Source organism: Pelistega ratti (assembly GCF_009833965.1).
Taxonomy (GTDB): domain Bacteria; phylum Pseudomonadota; class Gammaproteobacteria; order Burkholderiales; family Burkholderiaceae_B; genus Taylorella; species Taylorella ratti.
The window spans coordinates 932910-951682 of record NZ_CP047165.1 but is presented as its reverse complement, the minus strand read 5'-3'; the positions used below and the strand labels follow the sequence as shown (position 1 = coordinate 951682).

At 35.8% G+C, this 18773-nt stretch carries 15 protein-coding genes and 1 pseudogene; 7 read left to right on the top strand and 9 right to left on the bottom strand.

From position 1 onward, the window contains the following. Positions 1-38 precede the first annotated feature (38 nt). The 5 genes and pseudogenes from F9B76_RS04120 to F9B76_RS10465 all read right to left on the bottom strand — a co-directional run. The gene (locus F9B76_RS04120; protein ID WP_159990967.1) at positions 39-3209 is read right to left on the bottom strand and encodes a type I restriction endonuclease subunit R; all 3171 of its coding nucleotides are present in this window, start codon (positions 3207-3209) and stop codon (positions 39-41) included. 9 nt (positions 3210-3218) lie between these two features. Then, on the bottom strand, positions 3219-3839 hold the full coding sequence (locus tag F9B76_RS04115; protein ID WP_159990966.1) for an abortive infection family protein: 621 nt from the start codon (positions 3837-3839) through the stop codon (positions 3219-3221). Next, a complete protein-coding gene (locus F9B76_RS04110) occupies positions 3836-5230 on the bottom strand; it encodes a restriction endonuclease subunit S (protein ID WP_159990965.1) in 1395 nt (464 codons plus the stop codon). Before F9B76_RS04110 ends, F9B76_RS04115 begins: the two co-directional genes overlap by 4 nt. Further along, complete coding sequence (locus F9B76_RS04105) at positions 5223-6344, bottom strand: N-6 DNA methylase family protein (RefSeq protein ID WP_341477966.1); 1122 nt, start codon at positions 6342-6344, stop codon at positions 5223-5225. The genes F9B76_RS04110 and F9B76_RS04105 overlap by 8 nt, the downstream gene beginning before the upstream one ends. Before the next feature lie 60 nt (positions 6345-6404). After that, a pseudogene (locus tag F9B76_RS10465) lies at positions 6405-6779 on the bottom strand (type I restriction-modification system subunit M N-terminal domain-containing protein); the annotation flags it as partial. A gap of 396 nt (positions 6780-7175) precedes the next feature. On the opposite strand from F9B76_RS10465, the gene F9B76_RS10460 reads away from it, so the two are divergent. The 5 genes from F9B76_RS10460 to F9B76_RS04080 all read left to right on the top strand — a co-directional run bounded on the left by F9B76_RS10460 (position 7176) and on the right by F9B76_RS04080 (position 10541). After that, the gene (locus F9B76_RS10460; protein ID WP_341477968.1) at positions 7176-7313 is read left to right on the top strand and encodes a type II toxin-antitoxin system RelE/ParE family toxin; all 138 of its coding nucleotides are present in this window, start codon (positions 7176-7178) and stop codon (positions 7311-7313) included. Between the two features lie 6 nt (positions 7314-7319). Continuing rightward, a complete protein-coding gene (locus tag F9B76_RS04095) occupies positions 7320-7619 on the top strand; it encodes a HigA family addiction module antitoxin (protein WP_201289352.1) in 300 nt (99 codons plus the stop codon). Positions 7620-8066: 447 nt separating this feature from the next. Further along, positions 8067-9191, top strand: a complete 1125-nt coding sequence (locus F9B76_RS04090) for an AAA family ATPase (protein ID WP_159990964.1) — start codon at positions 8067-8069, stop codon at positions 9189-9191. Then, complete coding sequence (locus F9B76_RS04085; RefSeq protein WP_159990963.1) at positions 9184-9972, top strand: hypothetical protein; 789 nt, start codon at positions 9184-9186, stop codon at positions 9970-9972. Before F9B76_RS04090 ends, F9B76_RS04085 begins: the two co-directional genes overlap by 8 nt. A 95-nt stretch (positions 9973-10067) precedes the next feature. Then, positions 10068-10541, top strand: coding sequence for a tetratricopeptide repeat protein (locus F9B76_RS04080; RefSeq protein WP_159990962.1), 474 nt, complete (start codon positions 10068-10070; stop codon positions 10539-10541). Positions 10542-10979: 438 nt separating this feature from the next. Here F9B76_RS04080 and F9B76_RS04075 read toward each other — a convergent pair whose 3' ends face one another. Then, complete coding sequence (locus F9B76_RS04075; protein ID WP_159990961.1) at positions 10980-13481, bottom strand: autotransporter outer membrane beta-barrel domain-containing protein; 2502 nt, start codon at positions 13479-13481, stop codon at positions 10980-10982. A gap of 354 nt (positions 13482-13835) precedes the next feature. On the opposite strand from F9B76_RS04075, the gene F9B76_RS04070 reads away from it, so the two are divergent. Beyond that, positions 13836-14936, top strand: a complete 1101-nt coding sequence (locus F9B76_RS04070) for a cupin domain-containing carboxymuconolactone decarboxylase family protein (RefSeq protein WP_159990960.1) — start codon at positions 13836-13838, stop codon at positions 14934-14936. Between the two features lie 182 nt (positions 14937-15118). Here the strand turns inward: F9B76_RS04070 and F9B76_RS04065 are convergent, their stop codons facing one another. The 3 genes from F9B76_RS04065 to F9B76_RS04055 are packed head-to-tail and all read right to left on the bottom strand — an operon-like array spanning position 15119 to position 16555. Further along, positions 15119-15565, bottom strand: a complete 447-nt coding sequence (locus F9B76_RS04065; protein ID WP_159990959.1) for a MarR family transcriptional regulator — start codon at positions 15563-15565, stop codon at positions 15119-15121. Beyond that, positions 15562-16074 carry a GNAT family N-acetyltransferase gene (locus F9B76_RS04060; protein WP_159990958.1) on the bottom strand — a complete coding sequence of 171 codons (513 nt, stop codon included), beginning with the start codon at positions 16072-16074 and terminating at the stop codon, positions 15562-15564. The genes F9B76_RS04065 and F9B76_RS04060 overlap by 4 nt, the downstream gene beginning before the upstream one ends. A 55-nt stretch (positions 16075-16129) precedes the next feature. Then, the gene (locus F9B76_RS04055) at positions 16130-16555 is read right to left on the bottom strand and encodes a PACE efflux transporter (protein ID WP_159992094.1); all 426 of its coding nucleotides are present in this window, start codon (positions 16553-16555) and stop codon (positions 16130-16132) included. 504 nt (positions 16556-17059) lie between these two features. On the opposite strand from F9B76_RS04055, the gene rpsA reads away from it, so the two are divergent. Beyond that, positions 17060-18772 carry a 30S ribosomal protein S1 gene (rpsA, locus tag F9B76_RS04050; protein WP_159990957.1) on the top strand — a complete coding sequence of 571 codons (1713 nt, stop codon included), beginning with the start codon at positions 17060-17062 and terminating at the stop codon, positions 18770-18772. The last annotated feature ends 1 nt before the right edge of the window (position 18773 follow it).

Genomic DNA, 18773 nt, shown 5'->3' with positions numbered 1-18773 from the left:
AAACATTAAGATATGATAAACCTCCTGTTTATTCTCTATCACACCACCAATTCACTTGCCACTTCTTCGGCTTGTTTTAATACAAAATCAATGGCTTCTTGCTCTTTATCAGGTGGGTATTTGTATTTTTGCAGGGTGCGTCTAATCAATGTACGCATTCTAGCACGGACAGCGTCTTTATATTGCCAGTCAATACTGATGGAACGGCGAAGCTGGTCGGTGATTTCTTTAGCGATTTTGCTGAGGATTTCATCACCGAGTAAGGATTTGGCACTGTCATTATTCGCTAAGGCATCAAAGAAAGCCAGCTCTGTTGTGCTTAATCCTAATTTTTCACCCCGTTCTATCCTTTCTTGAATATCTTGGCTCATTTTGAATAATTCATCCAAAATATCTAAGATGGTTAAATTATGGTTATGGTATTGATTTAAGGCATCTTGTAAGCGTTCCTCAAAATCTTTTTGAATCGTGAGGTTAGTTTTTGCCCCTATGCTGATTTGTTGGCGTAGATAGCGTTCAATGGCAAGTACCCATAAATCTTTATTATCACTGTTTTTGATGCTTTGTAAAAACTCTTCGGATAATAAGCTGATTTGGGCTTGGGGTTTACCCAGTAAATCGAATAAATCCACCACACCATCGGCAATGATACTTTGATTAATCAGTGCAGTAAGTTGTAGGCGGCGCTCGGCTTGATTGGTGGTGCTATGACTACGTTTATTCACAATCGTACGGATTGCCTCGTAAAAGGCGATTTCTTGTTCAAGTGCTTTGGCTTGAGGTAATGCTCCGCAGAGTGAGTAGCCTTTTTTAATGAGAGCTACGGTTTTGATAAAAGTCTTACGGCGAGGCTCAGTCTCTTTATGGTTTGCCCAGTAACGAGCAACAGCAGAATCGCTAGCGGGTAGATGGTCAAGGGCGAGTAGATGATTAGCCGCTTGGCGAATGGCATTCAGCATTGCCTGTGGTTCTTGAATTGCCAGAATGCTTGGAATATCAATAGTTCTACCTTTAATCTTTTCTGCAAAGAGCTGGCGGACAATTTCTAAATGTTCCTGCATTTTATGAAAGACATCATGCACATCATCGGTAATTTTGCCTTTACCCTGTGCATTGGTATATTGCTGTGTGGCTTGACGTAATTCTTCAGCCAGTCCAATATAATCCACAATAAGCCCACCATTATCACGGCTTTTGTTTGCAAAGACACGATTAACCCGTGCAATGGCTTGCATGAGATTATGTCCTTTCATGGGTTTATCAATATACATGGTATTGCAGCAGGGTGCATCAAAACCCGTCAGCCACATATCACGCACAATGACGATTTTGAGGGGATCATTAGGGTCTTTAAAACGTTTTTCAAGAATTTGTTTTTCTTGTTTAGAGTAAATATGCGGTTGCATGGTTTGCGGATCACTGGCTGAACCCGTCATGATAATTTTAATCGTCCCTTGCAGAATATCATCACTGACCCAATCCGGTCTTAATATGGCGATTTGATGAAATAAATCCACACAAATTTTACGGCTAGAGACAACGACCATGGCTTTACTATCAAATAGGGTATTGCGTTGTTCAAAATGCTGTACCAAGTCTTGTGCGAGTTCTTGTAATCGGGTGGTACTGCCGAGTAATTGCTCGCGTAGATTTAAAGTAGGATTATTTTCTTCGATAAACTCATCAATATCTTCAAATAAGACCTCTGGATTGTCAATCTCTCTTAGCTTAATCTGCCTTGCTTCATAGATAATAGGAACGGTTGCACCGTCTTCTACCGCATCTTGTAAATCATAGATAGAAACATAGCGACCGAATACATCTTGCGTATCCTTATCTTCTAGGCTAATGGGTGTTCCAGTAAATCCGATAAATGAGGCATTAGGTAAAGCATCGCGTAAATGACGGGCATAGCCTGCTTGTAATTTCCCCTGATGGTATTTGGCTGTAAAACCATATTGTGAACGGTGTGCTTCATCACTAATGACAATAATATTAGAACGGGTATTGAGGGCTGGAAAATGGCTTTCTTCCTCATTGAGGGCAAATTTTTGAATTGTAGTAAAAAAGACCCCACCGACTTCTCTCTCACTGAGCACTCTGCGTAGTTCTTCACGATCGGCAACTTGCTTTGGCTCTTGCTTGATGATAGCTTTACCGGCACTGAATGTTTGGAATAACTGACCGTCTAAGTCATTACGATCGGTAACAACAACGATAGTGGGATTATTTAATTCGGGCTGTGCTAATAATTTACCCGCATAAAAGAGCATAGAAATGGATTTACCCGAACCCTGTGTATGCCACATCACCCCAATGCGTTGATCGCCTTTTTCACTGGTGGCATAGAGTGTGCAATCTACCGCTTCATTCACCCCATAGTATTGATGATAGGCGGCGATTTTCTTAATCAATTGACCGCTGGCATTATGATCAAAGAGGATAAAATAGCGGATATAGTCAAGTAAATGACGAGGTTGTAGTAACCCCTGTACTAAGGCTTGTAGCTCATCATCAAAATGTTCACGTTGGCTTTGGTTTTTCTCATTGACGACTTTCCATGGCATAAAGCGGTTAAAGTCTGCCGAAAGTGAGCCAATGCGTGTATTGAATCCATCACTGATAATCTGTATTTGGTTATAGACAAAAAGATCGGAGATTTCCTCTTGATAGGTTTTGAGCTGGTTAAAGGCTTTTTCTAAATCGGCTGATGGGGTAAGTGGATTTTTAAGCTCAAAGACCAAGAGCGGTAAACCATTGACAAAACCAATCATATCGGGAATACGCTTACCACCCTTATGAGTACGAATATCCAGTTGATTAATGATGATAAAGCGGTTATGGCGGTAATTTTCAAAATCAATTAATTGGGCTCGTTCTATCTTCTGCTCACCCTCTTGTTGATACTGAACAGGTACACCATTGCGTAGCATTTCATAAAAGGTTTGATTACGGATGACTAATTCCCCCAGTTCTCTTTTGGTGATGGTATTGACGACCGTATCCACTGCATCAGGTGGGAGGGTAGGATTAAGCTGTACAATCGCTTGACGTAAGACGGGGAGTAAAACAACACCACTTACATCACCACGGGCAAAGGGATTGATACCATCATCTGCTACGGGTAAGTCTTTGCCGAAGTGGTATTCCCAGCCAAGGTTCTGTAGGCGAAGAAGGGTTAATTGTTCAATCATCTGTTCATTTAACATATTATTCCTCTATTCTTGTTGTTCATACTCTATTAATAGCTCTTTATAAGCATCCAAATCTTGATCAAATAGAGCTTTTGAATATGAAATATTATATTTAGCTTTAACTTGATTATCTTCATCAATAAGATCGTTAATTTGTTGATAATCTTCATACCTAATTCTTTTACTTGTACGATAATCGTTTGTTGTAGCATAAAAGTGTAAAATAAATCCTAAAATAGTATTAGTAGAATGAAGTACAAATATAGATAGATCACTTGTTGCTCCTTGATGTTCAATATCTTGTCCGTGTGAAGCAAAATTTCCAGTTTTATTTCTAATCTCAGAAATATAGCTAAATGCACCTTTCATCCTTGTGCATAAAACTGATAAGTGTTCTTTATCTATATGATCATTTAAATTTAAGTTATCTATAGTTTTACTGACAAGAGGTGGAAAATCTTTTGGTATATCAGTAATATTTTTATCAATTAAAATAGTTTTGCATATTCCTTCAGTAACTGATTTACATAGTTCGATACTAAAAGTTGGATGTTTATATACATTTTCAATGATACTATCAATATGCGATTGATAATTCTGAAAACTAGGCAAGCTTTTCATTGATTCAAGTACCCAATTCATCATAAATGAATTTCTCCACTTAATAATTTTGATAGTAATAAATCTCTTGTTTCTGATAATGCTTTATTTTCTCTTTGATTTTGTGAAATCTTAGAATATAGACTAGATACGGTTTCCTCAAATACTTTAAGAATTTCTTTTTTGGGTAGTATTACTTCAATTTTTGCAAATGAGCTGTTATTTAACGCAATTTGAACTGCCCCTGTAGCTAGTTGATTTTTACTTAATATAAAGTAGTCAGAGTTTATAAAGCAATAAAGAAATGACTTTGTGTTTTCTTGAGGTTTTAAACCTAAAAATCCTGTGGATAGAATAGTATTTTCTAATAAGAGTTTATCATCTTTATCAATTAAAATTGCTTTATGTTCTCCAACCATTTTAGCAAACCAAATACTATTAATAGTTGGTTGCATATTGGCTCTTGAGGGTCTATTTTCATAAGTGATTTTTTCTAAAGTACCAACAATAGAATTTTTTGAGATATTTGCTGTTGCAATATAGTTTTTTTCACCTTCAAATATATGAATTTTAGGTTTAATAATTTCACAAATCCTTTTATCAGTAATTGAGGTCCTTTCCCACCCCAACGGTATTTCCCCCATTTCTGTTTCTACTAACTCACTTGGAAAGGCTTTGGCGATTTCGGTGAGTTGGGTATATTGTTGTGGGTTGGTTTGGGCAAGGGTAGTGAGTTCTTCGGCTGTTTTTCCGCTGATGACTTGCATAGCGGATAGTTCGGCTTCGGCTTGGGTTTTACCTGCTGCAAGGGCGGTGGCTTTGGCACGAGTTGGCTCGAAATCAACAAACCAGCTTTTAAAAATTGCTTGTGCGATTTGTTCTAGTGTTTGGTTGATTTGGGTGTTGAGTTGGATTTTGTTATTTAAACTAAATAAATTATCTGCAACTTTTACCTGCTCTATTAAATTTGGAATAGATAACTCTATATTTAATAATTCAGATTGCTTAATACCTTGTACGGTTGATCCTGTAGCTCTTGCTTGTAAAGCAGATTGTCCCTTTGAAGAGCTTAACCAAGCGAATAAATACATAGGGTTAACTAAAGTTGTATTAGGTCTAAGACCAAAAACTCTTTGACCTAATAAATACTGAGTTGATCCATCAATATAGAAAAGTTCTCCTAATGGAGCTTCTGAAGTTAATACAATATCACCTTTTTTAGTAGGAATTTTCATCCATTTTTCGTACATTTCTTGTTTAGCAAATCTCATTACATCTAAATTTATTAATCCAGATGTTTTAACGTGTTTTGCTGATAAAACAGGATATCCATTAGAATGAAAGTCGTCAAACCCTAATTTTTTAGGTGTCTTTCCTCGATGGTCTATTACCAGTTCAAGTAATTCACCTAACTTATATTTTTTCCAATCACTCATACCCCAACTCCTTTAAATTCTTTTTAATCTCTACTTCTAATACAGCACTTTGTGTAAATTGCTCATTTAGCAATGCTGTTAGCTCTTTCATTTTTTCCGCAAAGGGTATGCCATCATCTTCTTGTTCTGCTGCTCCGACATAACGTCCCGGTGTAAGTACAAAATCATTTGCCTCAATCTCGGCTAGGGTAGCGGATTTGCAGAAAGCAGGTATATCTTGATAGTCTTTGTTTTGCTGCCAATGGTGGTAGGTATCGGCAATATAGGCTTTGTCTTTGTCTGAAAAATCACGCAGTACACGGGTTTTCATTTCACCCATTTGGCGAGCATCAATAAAGAGGACTTCACCTTTACGGGGTTTATTCCGATTGATAATCCAAATGCAAGCGGGGATTTGGGTATTGGTAAAGAGCTGACCGGGTAGGGCAACCATGGTTTCGACTAAATCGGCTTGTACAATGGCACGGCGAATTTCTCCCTCCCCACTGGTTTGGCTACTCATTGAACCGTTAGCCAGTAAGAGTGCCATTTTGCCGTTAGGGGTAAGGTGGTAAATCATGTGCTGTAACCATGCAAAGTTAGCATTGCCTGCCGGGGGGATACCGTATTGCCAACGTGGATCATCAGCGAGTTTTTCTTGCCACCAATCGCTAATATTAAAGGGTGGATTTGCCATAATAAAATCCATCTTGGTGCTAAGGTGCTTAGGATCGGTGAGGGTGTCGGCATGGTGTTTGCCAAAGTTGTACTCTATCCCTCGGATTGCCATATTCATGGCAGCTAGTTTCCACGTGGTGGGGTTGGCTTCTTGTCCGTAAATACTGATGTTGTTGATATTGCCTTGGTGAGCATGGATAAAGCGTTCAGTTTGTACAAAGAAACCACCGCTACCCATGGCTGGGTCATAGACGCGTCCTTGATAGGGTTCGAGCATTTCGACAATAAGGCTAACAATGGATTTTGGGGTAAAGTATTCGCCACCGCGTTTACCCTCTGCTTGTGCAAATTGTCCTAAGAAGTATTCATACACATGACCGAGAATGTCTTTTGCTCCTAGTGGAATGGGTTTGCCATGGTATTGTGGGTGGGTGAAGTTGGTATCAGAAAAGAGCATGATTAAACCGCGTAAGGCTTCATCACTGATGGCAAAGCGAGAGATACGCTCTAAGACTCCGCGTAGTTGTTCGTTGTCCTTTTCAATGGCATCAAAGGCATTATCAATGAGTTGAGTAATACCGTTAAATTTGCCTCCCCATGGTAGCTCTGCACCGGCATCGAGTGAGGAAACGGCTTGAATTTCTTCCCAACGGGCTTGACGAGGTAGCCAGAAAACATGGTCTTGGGTGTAGAGATCACGGTTCTCTAGTTCGTTTTGTAAGGCGGTTTGGTAATCGGTCTCGCTATCGTAGAAAGAGGGGTCAAGATAGAGTTCGTTCTCTGGGTCTTGTAGGATAGCGGTGAGTTTTTGTTGTTGGGCGGTAAAGCTATCGGAAATGTATTTGAGGAAGATAAGCCCTAATACAATATGTTTGTAATTAGCGGCATCTATTTTGGAGCGTAGTTTGTCGGCAGCGTCCCAGAGCTTTTTGTCTAGCTCAGTGAGAAATGCCTGTGCTAGTTGTGCGTTGTCGTGTCGTGTCGTGTCGTGTCGTGTCGTGTCGTGTCGTGTCGTGTCGTGTCGTGTCGTGTGGCGAAGTCATATAAAATCCTTTTGTAACAAAAAGTAAATTATCAATATTGTATTGAAATAAAACAGTTTTTATACTGCATTTTACTGTTTTTTAAGATGATGATTATTGTACCTAAAATAGAGGGAGAGTGTAGGGGTGGTGAGTAGAAAAGTTTTATAAAATTGGCTCAACGGCTGGTATTATTGCTGTACATTCAGCTAAACTAAAACGAATTTTAGCTCGGTTAGATAGTAGTAAAACTGCTCAAGATATGAATATTCCCGGTTAATTTACACTCTTTATCAGGTCATCTTGCCAATCATTGGAGTGTTAAAGTTAACGGTAATTGGCGTATTACCTTTAAATTGGAGAATGGGCACGCAGAAATTGTTGATTATCAAGACTATCATTAGGAGTTTATGATGCGTATGTATAATCCCCCACACCCTGCTGAAGTTATTCGTGAAGATATTTTACCTGCACTTGGTTTAAGTGTTACTGAAGCAGCTAAACAGCTAGGGGTTAATCGTGTAACACTCTCTCGCTTATTAAATGGTAAATCTAGTATTAGTGCTGATATGGCATTACGATTGCATCGTTGGTTAGGTGAAAATAGCCCTAGTCCTGAGAGTTGGTTACACCAACAGGCTGATTATGATTTATGGATAGCTTCTCAAAAAGCGGACTTTTCTATAAAGCCTGTTTTGTGTAGTTATTGAGTGGATAGTTACTGAGTTTTAATGGTGTAGATTTACTAGATTAAACGTTATTAAATAATGGCAGTCATTATTTTTATGGCTGCCATGGTTTACGATTTGGTTTGGCTTTCCATTGAGTGAGTTTGTTTAAAATATCGCGTTGCATTATTGACTCTTTTGATACAGTTTACTTTATTTTAAGAGAATTGCATATTTTTATCAATGATAAATTGATAGTGGGTAACACTTTTTCCAATGAAAAAATGTAGGTAAATAACATTTTTTCTAAGGAAAGTATTTTATGTTTGTTAAAAATAATGTGATTTTGCCCAAAAGAGTAATAGCTTTTAGGGATAATATGTTTACTTTCCTATTTGTATAATAAATTATACAAAAATACTTTGCCGTATTTTTTCTACGGATGTTTATGGTAGAATGAAAAGACTGTAGAGACTAGGAGTAATCGCTATGCTAAAGAAGTTCTCTGTGCGCAATTATCGGCAATTTAATAATACATTGGAATTTGATTTATCAGCTAATAATTACACATTTAATACAGATTGTACATTGAATGGACTAATTAAATTAGCCCTAGTATATGGAAAAAATGGCTCTGGAAAGTCTAATCTGGCATGGGCTATGTTTGATTTAGTCTCACATTTAACGGATAATGAAACTAGTTTAGTGTCTGATAATTATTTAAGTGCTTTATCTAATGATAAATATGCATTATTTAAATTTGAATTTGAATTTTTAGATGAAAATAATCATAAAAAACCAGTTATCTATGAATATAAAAAAGATGAAAGGGCAAAACTAATTTCAGAAAAACTACTTATATCTGATGAAGTTGTTGTAGATTATAATTTAAACCAACCTTTCTCAACCACTTTAATGGGGGCAGAGAACTTAAATAAAATCATTAATCCATCGCAGAATTTATCTGCTATTAAATATATTTATAGCAATACTAGTTTAGATAGAGGAAATATCAATAATAGTATTTTTATTAGGTTTATAGAATTTGTAAATCATATACTTTATTTTAGAAATGTTTTTGCAGGTCAAAATTATACAGGGTATAAATCTGGGTTAAATAATATTGAGCAAGATATTATAGATAAGGATAATCTCAAAGATTTTGAAAAATTTTTAAATGATTTTGAGCTTGATTTTAAATTAACCAAAGTTAAACAGTTAAATAAATCTATTATTGGCATTAAAATGGGAGAAAAAATACTGCCATTTTTTGATACTGTTTCAACAGGTACTTTAAGTCTAACATTCTTTTATTATTGGTGGCAAAGTATTAAGAAAAATGAAATACCATTATTATTTATAGATGAATTTGATTGTTCGTATCATTTTGCGCTATCTGAAAATTTAGTCAAAAAACTTAAGCAACTTCCTAAAACTCAAGTCATATTGACAACACATAATACGAATTTACTTACTAATGATTTAATTCGTCCTGATTGTGGTTTTGTGATTAATGGAAAAGAAATAAACTCTCTAAATAATCTTACACAAAAAGAGTTAAGAGAAGCACATAACTTAGAAAAATTATATCAAGCAGGGCATTTTAATGGATAAAGAAAATTTTGTTTTGTGTATTACAGAAGGAGAAAAGCTAGACCCTCGTATTTTGAATAAATTCAAAACAGAATTTGTATCTAAAAATATGAAAATATTTCCAATATGCTTAAATATCTATAACCTCTATAAGAAATTTACTGATTATGAGGATTTTGGTTCTGAATTTTTAGATACATTTGCATTGATTAAAGAGATCAGCTTACAGCAGAAAAGTAGTGCTGATCCTGAACTTCAAATACTCCAACGTAATCAAATTAGTGAGATATTTCTTTTTTTTGATTATGATGGTCATGATACTGTCGCCAGCAAATACCCTGACTGTATAAATGATATGCTTAACCTATTTAATGATGAAACGGGGAATGGTAAGCTATATATAAATTACCCGATGATTGAGTCTTATAAGCATCCTATCCATGAAGAATGTGTGATTGTTGATATATCTCCTGATGAGCATTATAAAACGTATGTCAGCAGAATTTGTAATAAGAAATTTGAACAGATTATTAAGTTAACTAAGAATGATTGGTTTTCTATTTTTTCGTCACACCTTAAATCTATTAATTATTTAATCCTAGATAATTTTTCATTCCCTGTAGAATATAAATCAACTATAAATTTTAATCAGAAAGAAATTTATAAAATGCAGTTGGAAAAATATATTAATCCAGCTCATAAACTGCTAGTTTTAAGTTCATTTCCACTATTCTTAATTGAATATTTGGGTAATGGATTATTTAATGAATGGAAAAATTTTGAAGAAAGAACTATTAAATGATGTTTTATACTTTATTCATTAGTAAAATTTCATAATATACTTTAAGGTGAAAAGTTATTATATAAATAGTAGATGATATTTTGATAAATAACACCATGAAAAAATTTCTCTTATTATGTGTTGTTAGCGTGATAGCTGCTTGCTCACCACCTTATCATCAACGTATGTTTCAGCCATCAGATGAAATGAGGGAGATAGCAAAAGCCAGTTTTGATCAAGGACTTTCACTTTATAATCAAAAAGATTATGTATCAGCACTTCCTCTTTTTCAGAAAGCAACACAATTAGGAGATATGAAAGCTAGCCGTTATATAGGTCTGATGTATTTGAATGGCTATGGTGTAGAGAAAGATGAGAGAAAGTCTTTTAGACATTTTCAAATCTCTGCCTCGGGGGATATTACGGGTCAATATTGGTTAGCTTATCTCTATGAAAATGGAATTGGTACAGATAAGAATCTTGATCAAGCTATTTTTTGGTATCAGCAATCTGCAAAACGTGGCGATAAAATTTCACAACCAGCGATAGATGCACTTAAACGATTAAAAGTTGCTCATCATCCATCATAAAGTATTAGCTAATAGTGTATGCTATGTTGATTGAGTGAATTGGTGACTATTTATTCTGCTCTACGTATAAAAATCCATTGCATACAAAATTATCCATAAAATTATTATTGAATCTCACTCCTTAGATCAGCAAATATATTTATCTGGTAGATTCAAAACTGAAGTGCAACATAGCATATCTTACCTTATCAACTCAGTTTTTAAAACGTTGCACTTCTATCTTGAATTTAAGTTCACATAAAATTGATTGTTTTTAAATCATTTTGCTTAAAATTAATTATATCTGTATAAAATTAATTATTTTTTATTTATTTTGATTGGAATTAATTATTGTTGATCTATTTTATTTAAAATCAAATTTATACCTATAAAAAAGGGATACCGTTTTGATATCCCTTTATTGTGTTGGTGATTAGTATAGATTACATCAAATCACTGTTACCATTGATAACGATAAGCTGCTTGGATTTGATAAGGTTTATCGTAATGTTTACCATCAGCTCGGCTGATTTCTACCCCAAAACGATGGTTTGCTTTGCCAGCATTTAAGCCAAGGATACTTTCAACTCGTTCACGGCTACTCGCAACATCTAATGCTGCATTGGTGTAATGGATTTTGCTATGGCGGTTATGGCTAGTCATCGCATTGACTTCGGCATAAGGTTGTAAGTGCCAGCCATTTTCAAGGGTAAAGCCTTTTGCTACACGTACTCCCACACGAGAGGTGAGTGCAGAAAGACTATCTTCATTGTCTTTACCTTGAATGTGTGTCCATGCTAATTGTGCCTGTGGTGTAATTGTCCAATCGCCATTTAAGTGGAATTGTTTACCTACTTCACTAGAGAGGGTGTAGGCATGGTAACGGCGGTCTTTGGTATGGTCAGATTTAGTTTTTAAACGGTTATATTTCACAATATTATCCATATAAAAACCGTTATCAGCAAGATAAGTAGCATATAAACCGACACTATTACTATAGACTTTTCCCTTACCATAGTCACCATTAAAATCTACATTGGCTTGGCTACGACCGATAAAGCCACCGAGGCGGAAATTATTAGTAATAGCTGTATCTGCTCCTATTTGTAGGGTGTGAATATTTTGTTTAAAGCCTGCGGTTTTACTGTCACCTGTAGAAAGGGCGGCTAGTTTCTCACGAGCATTGACATTACGTATCCATAGATTACCCTTTTCACCATTTTTGATTTCCCCTAAACGTTGGTGAAGACCGCTAAGTTCGTTCTCGACGACTAATAGTTGTGCTTGACGAAGTGATACTTGAGCATTGGCTTTATTCGATAATAAGGCGGTTTGCGGTAAGGCAGTGTTTATCGGTTGAACAGGTGCTACTGGTGTACTTTGGTCACTTGGTTCTGCTGGTTCTGTTGGTTTTGTTGGTTCTGTTGGTTCTGTTGGTTCTGTTGGTTCTGTTGGTTCTGTTGGTTCTGTTGGTTCTGTTGGTTCTGTTGGTTCTGTTGGTTCTGTTGGTTCTGTTGGTTCTGCTGGTTCTGCTGGTTCTGCTGGTTCTGCTGGTTCTGCTGGTGTTTCGGGTACACTAGGTTCAACCGCTGGGGGTGTTACTGGAGGTATGATGGGGTCTGGTTGTACATCAGGATTAGGAGGCGTTACAGCACTTTGAGAATTAGCTAATACCCAGTTATTGCCTTCTTTGGCTAGGAAATATTGATATGCCCCTAAATCTACACGGTTATTGGGATTGGTTAAACGAAAGGCAGCATTACCACCATTAGTTTCAACAAGGGTTAGTTTTTTATTCGCAACGGCAATACCATGATCGGTAACCCCCAATTGATGATTGCCCTCTGCGGTGCCTTGTACTATGATTTTATCGCCTTTTTCTTCAGCGATATTAGTATTGAGGTTGAAAGTACCAGAGCCAGTGAGATTGCCTTTAATAGTAAGGGTTTGGAAACTATTGGTTTTTTCTAAATTGACAGTACTATTGTTGAGGGAGAGGTTACTGACACTTGGATGGAGTACAGTGCGATCCTCTTCGATAATGAATGGTTTTGTAGTCCAAGTAGAGTCTGTTAAATTTACATTAAGTGTACTTTTATTTTCTTTATTTTCAAAAATAGTGATAAGCCCATTTAATTTGCTGTTATTAGCTGTTAGTTGAATCTGCTCTGATAGAAAAACTCCATTATCACCTGCATCTGATGCACTAATAATAAAAGGTGTATTTAGTGTTGAGTTATTAAGATTAACTTGAAATTTTCCCTCTGCCATTTGGCGGTCACTCCAAGTGACACCAAATAAACTAGCATTTGCTGTTAATGTAGAATTAGTAATATTAATGACTGAGTGGATATTCGTATTTTCGGCATCATAAAGTACAGCCTCTGCACCATCAGTTGCTGTTAGTGTGATATTTTCTAAATTAGCAGTACTATTATTGAATAAAGAAAAACCATTATTTCCTTCTCCACTTATAGATACTGTTGCATTTTTTATATTTATGGTGGAATTGTCTAAATAAAAGGCTTCACTTGTGTTTTCATCTGTTTCTGTTTTATAGTTGCCTCCATTAATATTAACGATAGAGTCTATTGCTTCTATACCTATTTGACTTCCTTGTTGATCATCGGGACTACTTGCCGTTAAAGTAACATTATTGAGTGTTACATCGGAATTTTCAATACGAATGCCGAAAGATTCTTCATTTGAAATAGAAATTTGAGAATTATTGATAGTGGTATTTTTACTATTTTGTATATGAATTTTTGTTAATTGATAGGGATTGTCTGGATCTGGTTGATTTAGTACACAACTATTAAGAGTTGCTCCATTTTTCTCTGTAATACTTATACCGCTAGGACTACATGCTACTTCGTTTGCCCATGCCATATTTGCCATACTCAATGCTGCTACTAGTACACTCAGTTTAAAAGTGCGGTCATATCTCTTCTTATTTTCCATCTTTGGTTCTCCCTAAATAATAAAAAGCTGATTTCTATAAATGTAATATACAATAAATTGTAGCAAATTTTAACTAATTTATTATAAATCCACAATCTTAATATAAAGCGTAGTTTATTTAATACTCCTAATGATTTTAGATAGTTACAATAATAATGATAATAGCCAAATTTTAATAGGATTTTAATATGAGATTAATAGATAAAATTATTGAATCCTATTCACTACCCCATTCATTTTTTCCTATCTAATCAGAGTGATTAACTTTACTTATAATAGATAAATATGCTCTATTTTTTTATAAAATAGAGATTATTTCTTAAATAAATCAACTATTTATTAAAGATGGTAAAGATGAATAAAATACTATTTTCTACTTTTTTGGCTATTTCGTTTATGACGACCCCCGTATTTGCTCAACAAATAGTTACCCCTTATACACAGCATCAATGGGTAAATGCTGCTAAAGAACATTTTTCAGGAGAGGCTCGTTTTACACGTTTACCTGCTATTCCTGATAGTCCAAATGGTTCGGCGATTGTAGAATTTGAGGTAGGTGCGATGACCGATTGGCATATGCATTCTCAAGGGCAATATTTAATTGTTACCGAGGGTGAGGGGCGAACACAAGAATGGGGTAAACCTATTCAGATTATTAAAAAGGGTGATGTTGTTTGGTGTCCTCCGAACGTGAAACATTGGCATGGTGCGGGTGAGCATAGCAAGATGACGCATATTGCGATTAGTCCAAATGCCAAAGAGAATAAGGTAACATGGCTTGAAAAAGTAGAACTACCGCCCGTTAATTCAAAGGCTGAATTACAAAAAATCAGTCAAACTGAACCTCTATCAGCCAAACAATTGGCTATTGTACCTATTGCCTTTTATGCGGCAAGAGGGGAATTGGCATCACTAAAAATTGCTTTAGAACAAGGATTAGAGAATGGGCTAACGATAAGTGAATTGCAAGAGATTTTCACCCATCAATATGCGTATGCTGGGTTTCCCAGAGCCTTAAATGGATTATTAGCTTTACAAAATTTACTCAAAGAGCGTGAGGAAAAGGGGATTCAAGATACGCTAGGTGATGCACCAACAATAGACGGTATACAGGATTACTATACGCAAGGGACACAAACACTGAATATGCTGAATGGACGAGATAATTCTGCTGTACTATGGAATAATGAGGGTATAGATTATGCTTTAAAAGCCCATTTATTTGGTTATCTCTTTAGTCGAGATAATTTGAGTATGGTTAATCGTGAATTAGTTACTGTTTCAACATTGGCAGGACTTGAAACGGTACAAAATCAGCTCCGTTCGCATCTGACTATTTTAAAAAATCTTGGTTTAAATGAGACAGAGTTACAGCGTGTGATGGCAGAGATTGTAAAATATAATCCATCAGCAGGAGAGCGTGCAAAGGCTGTTTTACGGGAAGTCTTAAAGTAAAGCATTCCTATTTAGCTGTTTACCACAGTAAGTTGTCCAAAATAGTCTTATTCAAAATAAAAGAGTAATATTTTTAAATAATTAGGTAAATAGTATTTTTTATATTCTCTTTAAATCAGTTTAAAAATAGACAATGGTGTAATGTTATTTTTATACCATTGTCTATATACATTACATCACCATTACTCTGTTTTTGAGGTATTTAAATGTGTAGCCAGTTTATCAAGAATGGTTTCTGTATCGTTTAATAAGGTTTCAAATCGTGCGAAACCAAAGTATTGACTGACAGATAATTCAGCCTCTGTCATTTTGTCAATAATAGGTTTAATAAAATCTTTACCTTGCGGACTTAAATGGATTAATTTACTTCGTTTGTCTTTTTCATCGACCAAAAAGGTGAGTAGGTTTTTCTTGGCTAATTGCTTGCAAACAGAGGTAACAGTTTGTTTGGGTAAACTCCATGTATCCCCGATTTTACTTGGTGATACAGCACCATAGCGACCAATAAAATATAAAAAGTGTAGCTCATTTAATGTTAGGTGATGTTGTCTAGCGACCTCGGTGTAGATAGCGATTTGTAAAGCTGCTAACTCTGAAAGTCGATCAAAAGGATTGTATGGTAGTTTCATAGTGTCAGTTTCATCATAATATCGGTTTGAGCATCATTCCCTAGTTGGAAAATATGGCGATCGAAAGGGATTAAACCATTTTTTTGATAAAAGCGTAATGCTTTATGGTTATGTTCCCATACACCAAGCCATAGGTAATCGGCTTGTTTCTCTTTCGCAAATTGTATGGCGAAGTCAAAAAGTTGTTGTCCGACCCCTTGACCATGCCATTGATTCAGAATATAAATCCTTTGTATTTCCACTGCATGAGGTGATAGTGGCTCTGTTTGCGCTTCTTTCATGTTCAATTTAAGATAACCTACTATATGTTGTGCTATTTCGGCAAAATAAAATACCATATCGGGATTATTCAGCTCATTTTTTAATTGTGCTATAGAAAACTGTGTGCTGAGATAATGTTGCATATCTGCTTCACTATTACTATGAGCAAATGTTTCAATAAAGGTTTGCTTAGCAATTTGCTGTAGTTGCTCAATATCTTGCGTATCTATTTTTCTAATATGAATCATTAATTACTCCATTGGCTATCATTCTATATGGTACTTTTGTATGAAAAGAGTGTTTTTACTGCTCTTTTGTCCGCATTTGAATAAGTTTTGCGCGGATAATATCGTATAACCAGTTAAAGACAAAAGCATACAGCATAATAATTAGGCTAAGACCTATATCAGCAAGAAAAGCGTGCCATAGGCTTAAATTTAATAAATAAGCAATAATGGGAATAGTAAAGATAAGTAGGGTACCTTCAAAGCATATCATATGTAGGAGGCGTAGTTTTAACCCACGCTCTTCACGTTTACCGGGAAAGCATTTATCAAAAATATAGTTAAAGATAAAATTTAATACCATCGCAATAATTGCTATAGCAATACCCGTTCCTGCTGCGGCTTCAAGGCTGAAATCACCTGCTAATAAAACAACAATTGCCCCTACAGCCATAGCACCTATTTCAAATAAGACAGAATGGAAAATACGTTCCCAGACTTTCATCAAAATTACTCCTATATCAGACTAAATATTATTTTAGTACGATATAGGATTAAATGCAAGAGCTAATATGATCATTTCTCTTGATGAGCCAAATAAATTATCTGTTATTCCTAAAAAAGGGTATAGGGCAGCATAGGGTATAAGATGATGAAAAGAGATGAATATCAGTATGAGTTAGGGATAGATGAAAGCGATAGGTGTTGTTTTTTTGTATAGAAAATACCGCTCTCCAAAAATAATAATGTTATTTCTATTTATACTGTTTTTCAAAGGGGATAAGGTTTTCCCCATGATATATAGTTATTTATAAAATTACTTTTTTTCAACTAAAAGGCTAAGCACTTGAATAACAAGGTTTTTTTGTTTAAAATTTCTAAACAGTCTTTTTTGTAGATTGGGGTGCTTTTTACGGGTATGTAAAAAGTCTTTTTTATCAACTCCGCTCGTATATATTGATAAATATATATTGGCGTGTTTTTGCAGCATATGCTGTTGGAATTTTTAATGTCAACTATTAATTTACAAGATGCCTTAGGTGGCGAAAGCTTTGCAGATTTATTTGCAGAAAGTGAAAAATCACATGATATGAAATCAGGTGAAGTGATTTCAGCTGAAGTTGTTCGTGTTGAGCATAACTTTGTTGTGGTGAATGCTGGTTTAAAATCAGAATCTTATATCCCTCGTGAAGAATTCTTAAATGATCAGGGTGAGATTGAGGTTCAAGCAGGTGATTTCGTTTCAGTTGCTATTGACTCTCTCGAAAATGGTTATGGTGATACTATCCTTTCTCGTGATCGTGCTAAGCGTTTATCTGCTTGGTTATCATTAGAAAAAGCACTTGAATCAGGTGAAATGATTACAGGTACTATCACTGGTAAAGTGAAAGGTGGTCTAACTGTAATGACTAATGGTATCCGTGCTTTCTTACCCGGCTCATTAGTTGATGTACGTCCTGTAAAAGACACTACACCATACGAAGGTAAAACAATGGAATTCAAAGTTATTAAGCTTGATCGTAAGCGTAATAACGTTGTTTTATCTCGCCGCTCAGTGCTTGAAGAGAACATGGGTGAAGAGCGTCAAAAACTACTTGAAAACCTACAAGAAGGTTCAGTAGTAACAGGTGTGGTTAAAAACATTACTGACTACGGTGCATTCGTTGATCTAGGTGGTATTGATGGTCTATTACATATCACTGATATGGCATGGCGTCGTGTTCGTCACCCATCAGAAGTGCTTACTGTTGGTCAAGAAGTTGAAGCTAAAGTGCTTAAATTTGATCAAGACAAGAATCGTGTTTCTTTAGGTGTTAAACAACTTGGCGAAGACCCATGGGTTGGTTTAGCTCGCCGTTACCCACAAGGTACTCGTTTATTCGGTAAAGTAACTAACTTAACTGATTACGGTGCATTTGTTGAAGTTGAAACAGGTATCGAAGGTTTAGTTCACGTTTCTGAAATGGACTGGACAAACAAAAACGTTGATCCACGCAAAGTCGTTAGCTTAGGCGAAGAAGTTGAAGTTTCTGTACTTGAAATCGATGAAGATCGTCGTCGTATTTCTTTAGGTATGAAACAAACTCGTGCTAATCCATGGGAAGAGTTTGCTAACAATTTCAAACGTGGCGATAAAATCAAAGGTGCTATTAAATCAATCACTGACTTTGGCGTGTTTATCGGTTTAGCTGGTGGTATTGATGGTTTAGTTCACTTATCAGACCTTTCTTGGAATGAACCTGGTGAAGAAGTGGTTCGTAACTACAAAAAAGGTGATGAGATTGAAGCTGTTGTATTAGCAATTGACACTGAAAAAGAGCGTATCTCTTTAGGTGTTAAACAATTAGAAGGTGACCCATTCACTAACTATGCTTCTGCTAATGACAAAGGTGCTATTGTTTCTGGTGTAGTTAAATCAGTTGAACCTAAAGGTGCGGTAGTATCTTTAGATGTTGATGTTGATGGTTACTTACGTGCATCAGAAATCTCTAACGGTCGCGTTGAAGATGCTACGACTGTACTAAAAGAAGGCGATAAAGTTGAGGCGATGATTGTTAATATCGATCGCAAAGCTCGTTCTATTCAATTATCTGTTAAAGCGCGTGATAATGCTGAAACAGCGGATAAATTAGAGAGCTTAAACGATGCAGCCGCATCTTCTGGTACAACAAATCTAGGTGCTTTATTAAAAGCTAAACTAGATCAAGCTAAAGACGAATAAA

Bases quoted from the DNA above. Each gene is read 5' to 3' on its own strand.
- F9B76_RS04120 (WP_159990967.1), bottom strand. From the start codon at position 3,209: ATGTTAAATGAACAGATGATTGAACAATTAACCCTTCTTCGCCTACAG.
- F9B76_RS04115 (WP_159990966.1), bottom strand. From the start codon at position 3,839: ATGATGAATTGGGTACTTGAATCAATGAAAAGCTTGCCTAGTTTTCAG.
- F9B76_RS04110 (WP_159990965.1), bottom strand. From the start codon at position 5,230: ATGAGTGATTGGAAAAAATATAAGTTAGGTGAATTACTTGAACTGGTA.
- F9B76_RS04105 (WP_341477966.1), bottom strand. From the start codon at position 6,344: ATGCTCTTTTCTGATACCAACTTCACCCACCCACAATACCATGGCAAA.
- F9B76_RS04095 (WP_201289352.1), top strand. From the start codon at position 7,320: ATGATGCGTATGTATAATCCCCCACACCCTGCTGAAGTTATTCGTGAA.
- F9B76_RS04090 (WP_159990964.1), top strand. From the start codon at position 8,067: ATGCTAAAGAAGTTCTCTGTGCGCAATTATCGGCAATTTAATAATACA.
- F9B76_RS04085 (WP_159990963.1), top strand. From the start codon at position 9,184: ATGGATAAAGAAAATTTTGTTTTGTGTATTACAGAAGGAGAAAAGCTA.
- F9B76_RS04080 (WP_159990962.1), top strand. From the start codon at position 10,068: ATGAAAAAATTTCTCTTATTATGTGTTGTTAGCGTGATAGCTGCTTGC.
- F9B76_RS04075 (WP_159990961.1), bottom strand. From the start codon at position 13,481: ATGGAAAATAAGAAGAGATATGACCGCACTTTTAAACTGAGTGTACTA.
- F9B76_RS04070 (WP_159990960.1), top strand. From the start codon at position 13,836: ATGAATAAAATACTATTTTCTACTTTTTTGGCTATTTCGTTTATGACG.
- F9B76_RS04065 (WP_159990959.1), bottom strand. From the start codon at position 15,565: ATGAAACTACCATACAATCCTTTTGATCGACTTTCAGAGTTAGCAGCT.
- F9B76_RS04060 (WP_159990958.1), bottom strand. From the start codon at position 16,074: ATGATTCATATTAGAAAAATAGATACGCAAGATATTGAGCAACTACAG.
- F9B76_RS04055 (WP_159992094.1), bottom strand. From the start codon at position 16,555: ATGAAAGTCTGGGAACGTATTTTCCATTCTGTCTTATTTGAAATAGGT.
- rpsA (WP_159990957.1), top strand. From the start codon at position 17,060: ATGTCAACTATTAATTTACAAGATGCCTTAGGTGGCGAAAGCTTTGCA.